A 9,410-nucleotide genomic window follows, 5' to 3' on the forward strand; every position below is an offset into this window, starting at 1 on the left:
TCGAAAAACTTGCTACTTTTGTGAACAAATTAACGCGTATACAATGATACTGAAACGGATATCCATATTAAACTATAAGAATCTGGAGCAAGTGGAGATCGGATTCTCCGCCAAACTGAACTGCTTCTTCGGACAGAACGGAATGGGAAAGACGAATTTGCTGGATGCAGTGTATTTCTTGTCTTTCTGCAAAAGCTCGGGCAATCCGATTGATTCGCAGAACATTCGGCACGAGCAGGATTTCTTTGTCATTCAAGGCTTTTATGAAGCGGAAGATGGTACACCGGAGGAGATTTATTGCGGGATGAAGCGCCGTTCGAAAAAGCAGTTCAAGCGAAATAAGAAAGAATACAGCCGCTTCTCCGATCATATCGGCTTCCTGCCGCTGGTGATGGTTTCGCCTGCCGATTCGGAGCTGATAGCTGGAGGAAGTGACGAACGTCGCCGCTTTATGGATGTTGTGATCTCTCAATATGATAAGGAATACCTGGAAGCATTGATACGCTATAATAAGGCATTGGCACAGCGCAATACCTTATTGAAAAGTGAATCTCCGATAGAGGAAGAGTTGTTTCTGGTCTGGGAGGAGATGATGGCACAGGCGGGCGAAATTGTTTTTCGTAAACGGGAAGCATTCATCGAAGAGTTTATACCTATTTTCCAGTCGTTCTATTCCTTTATTTCCCAAGATAAAGAACAGGTAGGATTATCCTATGATTCGCATGCACGGGATGCTTCTTTGCTGGAAGTGCTGAAGCAAAGCCGTGAGCGGGATAAGATCATGGGATTCTCTTTGCGGGGGATTCATAAAGACGAGCTGAATATGCTGTTGGGCGACTTCCCGATCAAGAAGGAAGGTTCGCAGGGACAGAATAAAACTTATCTGGTAGCATTGAAACTGGCACAATTTGATTTCCTGAAGCGTACGGGAAGAACCATTCCTTTGCTGCTGCTGGATGATATCTTTGATAAGCTGGACGCTTCGCGGGTAGAACAGATTGTCAAGTTGGTAGCCGGTGACAGCTTTGGCCAGATATTTATAACGGACACTAACCGGGAGCATTTGGATCGTATTCTGCAAAAGGTAGGCAGTGATTATAAAATATTCCGCGTAGATCAGGGTGTCATCAATGAAATGGGGGCTGAACAATGAAGCGGAACGATGCCGAACAGATAGGAAAACTAATTCAGCAATACCTGCGTCAGGAGAGTCTGGAGTCTCCTCTGAACGAGCAGCGGTTGCTGGATGCCTGGCCGCAGGTGTTGGGGCCGGCGGCAAGCTATACCAGTAATCTTTATATTCGTAACCAGACGCTGTATGTACATCTCACCTCAGCTGCCCTTCGTCAGGAACTGATGATGGGGCGGGAACTGTTGGTGCGTACTCTGAATCAGAGGGTAGGGGCTACGGTTATTACAAACATTATTTTTCGTTGAGGAAAGGAATCCTGTCTGTCACTTTCATTCCCAGTTTCCGGAGTGTTTCGTTTGCCCGGTCATAATAGAACGGAGTTTCCAGATATTGGTTGCTATGAGCATCCACTCCGATAATGGCAGTACAGCCTTCGTGTGCCGCTATTTCCCAGAAAGCAGGGTGGGGAATGGTTATCAGCCCATGTTTATCATTGTAATCTTCGTAGCCGATATTATATTCCAGAGGCAGATTCAGGCGGGCAGCTGTCCGGCAGATATGCCTGCTGATCAGTTTGCAATGGCGGTCGAATGAGGGATAGGAGCGCATGAACAGATCGGGGTGTGCCAGATAAGCAAATAGCCCGCTCTCCATTCCTTCAATTGCACTTTCTTCATAAAGTTCGAGCATATCTACCGTATGGGTGTTTCGTCCGAAATAAGGGAACTTCTCATCTGTATGGAAATGGTGGTTTCCGAAGATGATATAATCCAGCTGGTACTCTTTGGTGATTCCTTTTAGCCAGGGAATATATTCCGGAAAGTATTCGCATTCCAGTCCGATTTTGATGCTGATCTGGTCTTTGTATTTTTCTTGCAGCCAGCGTAGGCTTTCTACATAGCCCGGTAGCTGTTCGGGAGTCATCCGGATGTCGGACACATAATCGGTGTGGTATTTCCACGGAGTGTGGTCAGAGAAACCAAGTTCCTGATAACCGCCTTTGATGGCGCTTAAAACAAATTCTTCGTCACTCCCTGTCGCATGAAGGCAGCGGGTGGTGTGGGTGTGATAATTCGTCCTCATTACTTGTTATAATTATGTCCATGCAGATATCGAATGTTTCTGCCGGAACTTCTTCTACTACTTGAAATGGAAAGCAGATACCTGCTTTGTAAGCTGCGGGAATACGTGGAAGCAGTCGGTCATAATAGCCTTTTCCTCGTCCCAGCCGGTTTCCTTTCCGATCGAAAGCAACACCGGGAACAGCGATAAAGTTTATGCTGGCATAGTCTGTGAATGTTTCTCCAACGGGCTCTTCAATACCGTAAGTGCCGGTTGCCATATCTTCGGGACCGGTATAGAGGCGTAATTCCAAATCATCGCCGACAACTACCGGGAGCAATATTCGTTTCTCATTGCTCCATTTCCGGATAAATGCATGTGTGTCTACTTCATCTTTGAGCGAATGGTAGAGCAATACAGTAGTTGCCGCCCTGAAAGCCGGATGGGCTTCGAGGGCGGCAAGTATTTTAGCTGATTGCAGCTTCTGCAAAGTCGAAGATTCGTGTTGGATCTTCAGTGATGCCATAAGCTTGCGCAGTTCTTTTTTTCTTTCCATCTTTCTTTTCTTTCGTCACTTCCTCTTCTGTCTCGACAGGGGCTTTCGGGAAAGCTTCACCTTTTTCGAGCAGCTCTATACCTTGCTGTACGGTAGCATCCGATTTATTAAAGTATTTCAGATAAGCTTCCAGTCCCAGCATATTATAGATGATGTTGCCATAGATATTCGCTTCCAGACGTTTGTATGATTTCTGGATCAGAATGTTTCTTCTCTTTACACCTTTGGTATCGGCGAAGCGGATAAACTGCTCTACCAGACCTTGGTGACGGAGGTAGTTCAGTAACTCTTCTTCCGTTTCGTACTGGCTCAGTTTCTTCCGGTTGTTGTCCGTGTACTGGAAAGTAAACTGAAGAGTCAGTCCGCGGTTGATTACGGATGACAGATAAGAAGTGACTCCGGTGGTATCCTGTGGTACAAATACGTCCGGCATGATGCCACCACCGCCATAAACAGTACGTCCCAGGCTGGTGAGATAACGTTCGTTCTCGTTTTGTTTGATGCTGTCGCGTGAGAAGAACTCACCATGTTCGTAGCGGTTGTATAAGTCCAGTTCATAATTCCTGTCTTTACCACTTTCGTAAGGACGTTGGATACAGCGTCCCGAAGGAGTATAGTAGCGGGCGATCGTCAGACGGATTGCAGAGCCGTCGCTGAAGTCGATCGGTTGTTGTACCAATCCCTTTCCGAAAGAACGGCGTCCTACCACTGTACCTCGGTCGTTGTCCTGAATTGCTCCGGTAAAGATTTCGCTGGCGGAAGCAGAGCCTTCGTCAATCAATACGACCAATGGCATTTTCTGGCAGCTACCCGTACCGTTGGCAAATTCTTCCGAACGCGGATATTTACGTCCTTGTGTATATACAATCAGTTTGCCTTCGGGCAGGAATTCATTCACCATGCGGATAGCAGCTTCCATATATCCTCCTGTATTGCCGCGAAGGTCGATAATCAGTCCTTTGCATTTCTTATGGTTGAGTTGAGCCAGAGCATTCAGCAATTCTACATGGCTGGTACGTCCGAACTTGCTGACCTTTACATAACCGATATCATCGTTCAGCATATACGCGGCATCCACAGTGTTCTGAGGAATGTCTCCGCGGGTGATGGTGAAGTCCAGTAATTTAGGTTCTCCAACGCGCTTGACACCCAGTTTGACCTGCGATCCTTTAGGACCCTTCAGCGTGCGCATGGCCAGTTCGTTGTTCAGCTTCTTGCCGACAAACAGACTGTCGTCTACGTTGACAATCCGGTCACCTGCCATGAGTCCCACTTTCTCGGATGGACCTCCCTGAATAACGGCATTCACATGAATCGTATCATTCTGTATTGTAAACTGGATACCGATTCCACTGAAACTGCCTTCCAGTTCCGAATTGACTTCTTCAAGATTCTGTGCGGGAATGTAAGTAGAGTGTGGGTCCAGTTCTGCCAGAATCTGCGGCATAGCTTTTTCCACGAGGTCGGTCATGTTTACAGTGTCTACATATTGATCGTCTACGATTCTCAACAGCGCATTCAGCTTGTTGGAAGAACCGTTGATGATTCCCAGACGGTTGCCGGCGAAGTGCTTGGCATAAAACGTACCGATAAGAATACCGGCTACCACGCTGATAGCTATGATGATAGGTGTAAAACGTGAAGAGTTTCTTGTACTCATGTCTATTCCTTTTTAAAAACGTTCGTCTTATTATTTGTTTGGAGAAGAATCTTCGTTCAGTTCTGTATAGATGACTTCGATTCCTGCCCGTTTCAATAGTTCTATTCCATCTTCCAGGCGGTAATGTTCGGAGTAGACTACTCGTTTGATTCCTGCCTGTATGATTAATTTTGCACATTCGATGCAAGGTGAGGCGGTGACGTACATTGTAGCGCCGTCGCTGCTGTTGTTCGAGCGTGCTATCTTGGTGATAGCGTTTGCTTCCGCATGAAGGACATAGGGCTTTGTCAGGTTGTTCTCATCCTCGCATACGTTTTCGAAGCCCGAAGGAGTACCGTTGTATCCGTCGGAGATGATCATTTTGTCCTTTACAATCAAAGCTCCTACCTTACGACGCTGGCAATAAGAGTTTTCCGCCCATATGCTTGCCATACGTATGTAACGTTTGTCCAGTTCCAATTGTTTCTTTTCCGTGTCCATCTTGTTTCAGTTCTAATCTTAGTTTGGAGCGAATACCAGGCAGAGGTCTTCTTTATCAGTCTGATAATAAAGATACAGGTTCCGGCTGTCCGATCCTTTGTAAGAATTTGCTTTTCTCATCCCTTCCAGGATCTTTTCGGCGATACGGTCTTTGCTGTCGATAGGAGTTCCTTTTTCCACTTTCATTCCAAACTCCTGATTTTTACCGTTCGCACTCCAGGTTCCGTTGGTGTTGATTGCACCGCTGCCTGTGAATGTACCTTGTATTATATCGTCTTCTACACTGCCTGAAAAAACCAGCATGAAAGTTTTCTTTCCGTTTATATATTCCATGACGTTGCTTTCGTCTGCTATATCAGGAAAGTTATACCATCCATGACCGTTTGCTTTGGTGATATAAGTCAGTTTCCATGTCTTACCGGTGAAGATGCCGGCTACATCATCCGTATCATTACATCCGGAAAACATAGGGAGCAATAACAGCAATCCTAATACTTTAAGTATCAATCTCTTCTTCATGTCCAATTCTCTCTTTTTTTATTTTATTTCTTTATGCCGTTTCGGATCAGCAATGCGTCAATGGTAGGCTCCTGTCCGCGGAAACGCTTGTAAAGTACCATTGGATGTTCGGTTCCTCCTTTAGACAGGATGTTGTTGCGGAATGAGTCTGCCACTTCCCGGTTGAAGATACCTTTCTGTTTGAACAGTGAGAAAGCATCCGCATCCAGCACTTCTGCCCATTTGTAACTGTAATATCCGGCGGAATATCCTCCGGCGAAGATATGGGAGAATTGAGTGCTCATACACGCTTCCTGTACTATCGGTAATACCTGTGCCTTTTTCCAGGCTTCCTGTTCGTAGGCTTTTACATCGCCTTCGAAAGGAGTGTTGCGGGTGTACCATGCCATATCGAGCAGGCCGAAGCTTACTTGTCTGAGGCAGGCATAGGCTGCATTGAAGTTCGAAGCATCCACCAGTCTCTGTATCAGTTCGTCCGGAAGCACTTCTCCGGTTTCATAATGACGGGCAAAGGTATTGAGAAATTCTTTCTCGATGGCAAAGTTTTCCATGATTTGCGAAGGAAGTTCTACAAAGTCCCAATATACGTTTGTTCCGCTCAGACTCTGATAGGTTGAGTTGGCGAACATACCATGCAGGCTGTGTCCGAACTCATGCAGGAATGTCTCCACTTCGTTGAACGTCAGCAAAGCGGGTTTGCTTTCAGTCGGCTTGGTGAAGTTCATCACTACGGATATATGAGGCCGGCTGTCTTCGCCGGTTGCGGTATCTGTCCATTGCTCCTTATAACTGGTCATCCAAGCTCCGGCGCGTTTTCCGGGACGGGGATGGAAGTCGGTGTACAATACGGACAGAAACTTACCGTCCTTGTCGAATACTTCGTAGGCTTCAACATCTTTGTGGTAAACCGGTATTTCCGTATTTCTCCGGAATGTGATTCCGTAAAGTTTTTCTGCCAGTCCGAATACTCCTTTCTTTACCTGTTCCAGTTCAAAGTAAGGACGGAGCATTTCTTCGTTGATATTGAATTTCTTGTTTTTCAGTTTGTTGGAATAGTAACTCCAGTCCCAAGGCATGACAACAAAGTCGTTACCTTGCTCCTGACGCGCCAGTTCCTGCACTTCAAGGTATTCTTTCTGTGCGGTGGGAGTGTAGGCTTCCAGTAGCTGGTTGAGCAGTTTGTATACAGCGTCGCTGTTTTCAGCCATTCGCTTTTTGAGGGTATATTCCGCATAATCCTTGTATCCCAGCAGCTGGGCTATTTTCATGCGTGTGTTTACCAGCTTCTTTACAATTTCGATGTTGTTGAATTCGTTATCGTGTGTACATTTGGTATTATATGCCATGTAGAGCTTGCGGCGCAACTCGCGGTTGTCGGCATAAGTCATGAAAGGCACATAGCTTGGAGCATGCAGGGTGAAAGCCCATCCTTCTTTATCTTCGCTTTTGGCTGTTTCGGCGGCGGCTTCTACTATGATGTCCGGTAGTCCGGCAATGTGGTCTTTATTCGTCAGAAGCATCTGATACCTGTTTGTCTCTTTCAGGTTGTTTTCGCTGAAGTCGAGTGTCAGTTTGCTCAGTTCATTGGTCAGCTGTCGGTATTGTTCGCGTGCTTCCCCTTCGAGGTTGGCACCGTGGCGCACAAAACTGTCGTATATATCGTCCAGCAGACGGGTCTGTTCCTGAGTCAGTTGCAAGGATTCTTTTTGGGCGTACACTTCTTTCACGCGGGCAAACAATTTCTCATTCAGTGTGATATTGTTGCTGTGCTCGCTGAGTAACGGCATGATTTTCTGAGCCAATGCCTGTAGGTCGTCATTGGTTTCAGCACTAAGCATATTGCCGAATACGGCAGTCACTCTGTCCAGCAGCCTTCCCGATTGTTCGTAGGCTTCTATTGTATTTGTAAAAGTCGCTTTCTCCGGATTTTGTATGATAGCATCAAGCTCCGCGTTCTGCTGTTTGATTCCTTCGAGGATGGCAGGCTCATAATGCTCTGTCTTGATCCGGTCAAAGGGTACAGTACCATGCGGTGTCTGATACTGACCGAAGAAAGGATTCTGAGCGTTCAGTATATTGTTCATGGTGTAAACTAGTATCAATGTTATTAATAATCTCTTCATAATTCTCTTCATAGAAGTACAAAACTACTAAAATTGTAGGTTATACCACGGATAATACCTTGCTTTTTAACAATATATAAAATGAAGACAAAAAAACCGCTACGGTTTCCCGCAGCGGTTTCCTATATGTTTAGACTTCTAATTAAGCGTTAACTGATGCCATGTGAGCGATCAAGTCAAGAACTTTGTTAGAGTAACCGATTTCGTTGTCATACCAAGATACAACTTTCACGAAAGTATCAGTCAAAGCGATACCAGCTTTAGCATCGAAGATAGAAGTACGAGTGTCACCCAAGAAGTCAGAAGAAACTACTGCATCTTCAGTGTAACCCAGGATACCTTTCAATTCGCCTTCAGAAGCTTCTTTCATAGCAGCGCAGATTTCAGCGTAAGTAGCCGGTTTAGCCAAGTTAACAGTCAAGTCAACTACAGATACGTCCAAAGTAGGAACACGCATAGACATACCAGTCAGTTTACCGTTCAAAGCCGGGATTACTTTACCTACAGCCTTAGCAGCACCAGTAGAAGAAGGGATGATGTTGCCAGAAGCAGCACGGCCACCTCTCCAGTCTTTCATAGAAGGACCGTCAACTGTTTTCTGAGTAGCAGTTGTAGAGTGAACTGTAGTCATCAAACCGTCAAGGATACCGAACTTGTCGTTCAATACTTTAGCGATAGGAGCCAGACAGTTAGTAGTACAAGAAGCGTTAGAAACGAACTGAGTACCTTTCACGTATGTTTTTTCGTTTACACCGCAAACGAACATCGGAGTGTCATCTTTAGAAGGAGCTGACATTACAACATATTTTGCACCAGCTTCGATATGAGCCTGAGCTTTGTCTTTGCTCAAGAACAAACCTGTAGATTCAACAACGTATTCAGCACCTACAGCATCCCATTTCAAGTCAGCCGGGTTTCTTTCTGCAGTGATGCGGATAGCCTGACCGTTAACGATCAATTTGCTGTTTTCAACATCTGCTTCGATAGTACCGTCGAATTGACCGTGCATTGTGTCATACTTCAGCATGTAAGCCAAGTAGTCAACCGGGCAAAGGTCATTGATACCTACGATTTGAATATCGTTTCTTTTCATTGCAGCGCGGAAAACGAAACGTCCGATACGTCCGAATCCATTAATACCTACTTTAATCATTTTGTTTAAACTTTTAAGGGTTTTATAATATTTGTTCAAATATCTCTCAGCTTGCGCATTTGTTTTATTTTCAAATGCGGTGCAAAATTACGAAAATGTTTTTATATTCGCATATTAAATTCACATTAAATATTGAAAAAAGATGGGAAAGAGCACATTTTTACAGGACTTTAAGGCGTTTGCCATGAAAGGGAACGTCATAGACATGGCTGTCGGTGTAGTTATCGGCGGCGCGTTTGGAAAGATAGTATCGTCGTTGGTGGCGAATGTTATTATGCCTCCAATTGGCTTGCTGGTTGGTGGTGTGAACTTTACAGATCTGAAATGGGTAATGAAAGCGGCAGAAGTCGGAGCCGATGGTAAAGAGATTGCTCCTGCCGTATCTCTGGATTACGGACAATTTCTGCAGGCAACTTTTGACTTTCTGATTATAGCTTTTGCTATATTTTTATTTATACGTCTCATCACGAAGCTGACTACAAAGAAAGCGGCAGAGGCAGCTCCGGCTGCTCCTCCTGCACCGCCTGCTCCTACCAAGGAAGAAGTGTTGCTGACTGAGATTCGCGATCTGCTGAAAGAGAAGAAATAAGTATCCATAATTATTAAAGGGGCTGTGTCAAAACTAAGGCACATCCCCTTCTTTTTTTAATATAAAATAGTCGTTCCTCTTTTTTGTCTATGCGACTATTTTTTCAGTAATTAGGTAATAAGGCTTAATATTCGTC

At 45.2% G+C, this 9,410-nt stretch carries 10 protein-coding genes; 3 read left to right on the forward strand and 7 right to left on the reverse strand.

Annotated features, from left to right (window positions below):
- The first annotated feature begins 43 nt into the window (after positions 1-43).
- Positions 44-1,153 carry a DNA replication/repair protein RecF gene (recF, locus tag BLW31_RS19815; RefSeq protein ID WP_010536859.1) on the forward strand — a complete coding sequence of 370 codons (1,110 nt, stop codon included), beginning with the start codon at positions 44-46 and terminating at the stop codon, positions 1,151-1,153.
- Entirely contained in the window at positions 1,150-1,437 is a 288-nt protein-coding gene (locus BLW31_RS19820) for a DciA family protein (protein ID WP_008764453.1), read from the forward strand. The genes recF and BLW31_RS19820 overlap by 4 nt, the downstream gene beginning before the upstream one ends.
- Here BLW31_RS19820 and BLW31_RS19825 read toward each other — a convergent pair.
- The 7 genes from BLW31_RS19825 to gap form a co-directional block, all read right to left on the reverse strand.
- Positions 1,424-2,215, reverse strand: coding sequence for a histidinol-phosphatase (locus BLW31_RS19825; RefSeq protein ID WP_022300980.1), 792 nt, complete (start codon positions 2,213-2,215; stop codon positions 1,424-1,426). The genes BLW31_RS19820 and BLW31_RS19825 overlap by 14 nt on opposite strands.
- Positions 2,160-2,720, reverse strand: coding sequence for a 5-formyltetrahydrofolate cyclo-ligase (locus BLW31_RS19830; RefSeq protein WP_010536861.1), 561 nt, complete (start codon positions 2,718-2,720; stop codon positions 2,160-2,162). Before BLW31_RS19830 ends, BLW31_RS19825 begins: the two co-directional genes overlap by 56 nt.
- On the reverse strand, positions 2,662-4,410 hold the full coding sequence (locus BLW31_RS19835; protein WP_010536862.1) for a S41 family peptidase: 1,749 nt from the start codon (positions 4,408-4,410) through the stop codon (positions 2,662-2,664). Before BLW31_RS19835 ends, BLW31_RS19830 begins: the two co-directional genes overlap by 59 nt.
- Before the next feature lie 30 nt (positions 4,411-4,440).
- Complete coding sequence (locus BLW31_RS19840; protein WP_010536863.1) at positions 4,441-4,890, reverse strand: dCMP deaminase family protein; 450 nt, start codon at positions 4,888-4,890, stop codon at positions 4,441-4,443.
- 18 nt (positions 4,891-4,908) lie between these two features.
- Positions 4,909-5,409: a DUF4847 family protein gene (locus BLW31_RS19845; protein ID WP_010536864.1), complete on the reverse strand. Its 501-nt coding sequence runs from the start codon at positions 5,407-5,409 to the stop codon at positions 4,909-4,911.
- A 23-nt stretch (positions 5,410-5,432) separates the two neighbouring features.
- Positions 5,433-7,493, reverse strand: coding sequence for a M3 family metallopeptidase (locus BLW31_RS19850; RefSeq protein ID WP_010536865.1), 2,061 nt, complete (start codon positions 7,491-7,493; stop codon positions 5,433-5,435).
- Positions 7,494-7,674: 181 nt separating this feature from the next.
- A complete protein-coding gene (gap, locus tag BLW31_RS19855; protein WP_008759940.1) occupies positions 7,675-8,685 on the reverse strand; it encodes a type I glyceraldehyde-3-phosphate dehydrogenase in 1,011 nt (336 codons plus the stop codon).
- Positions 8,686-8,827: 142 nt separating this feature from the next.
- Here gap and mscL point away from each other — a divergent pair, with 142 nt between their 5' ends.
- The gene (gene mscL / locus BLW31_RS19860) at positions 8,828-9,274 is read left to right on the forward strand and encodes a large-conductance mechanosensitive channel protein MscL (RefSeq protein WP_010536866.1); all 447 of its coding nucleotides are present in this window, start codon (positions 8,828-8,830) and stop codon (positions 9,272-9,274) included.
- Positions 9,275-9,410: the final 136 nt, after the last annotated feature.

Source organism: Bacteroides faecis MAJ27, from assembly GCF_900106755.1.
In the GTDB taxonomy this organism is placed as follows: Bacteria; Bacteroidota; Bacteroidia; order Bacteroidales; family Bacteroidaceae; genus Bacteroides; species Bacteroides faecis.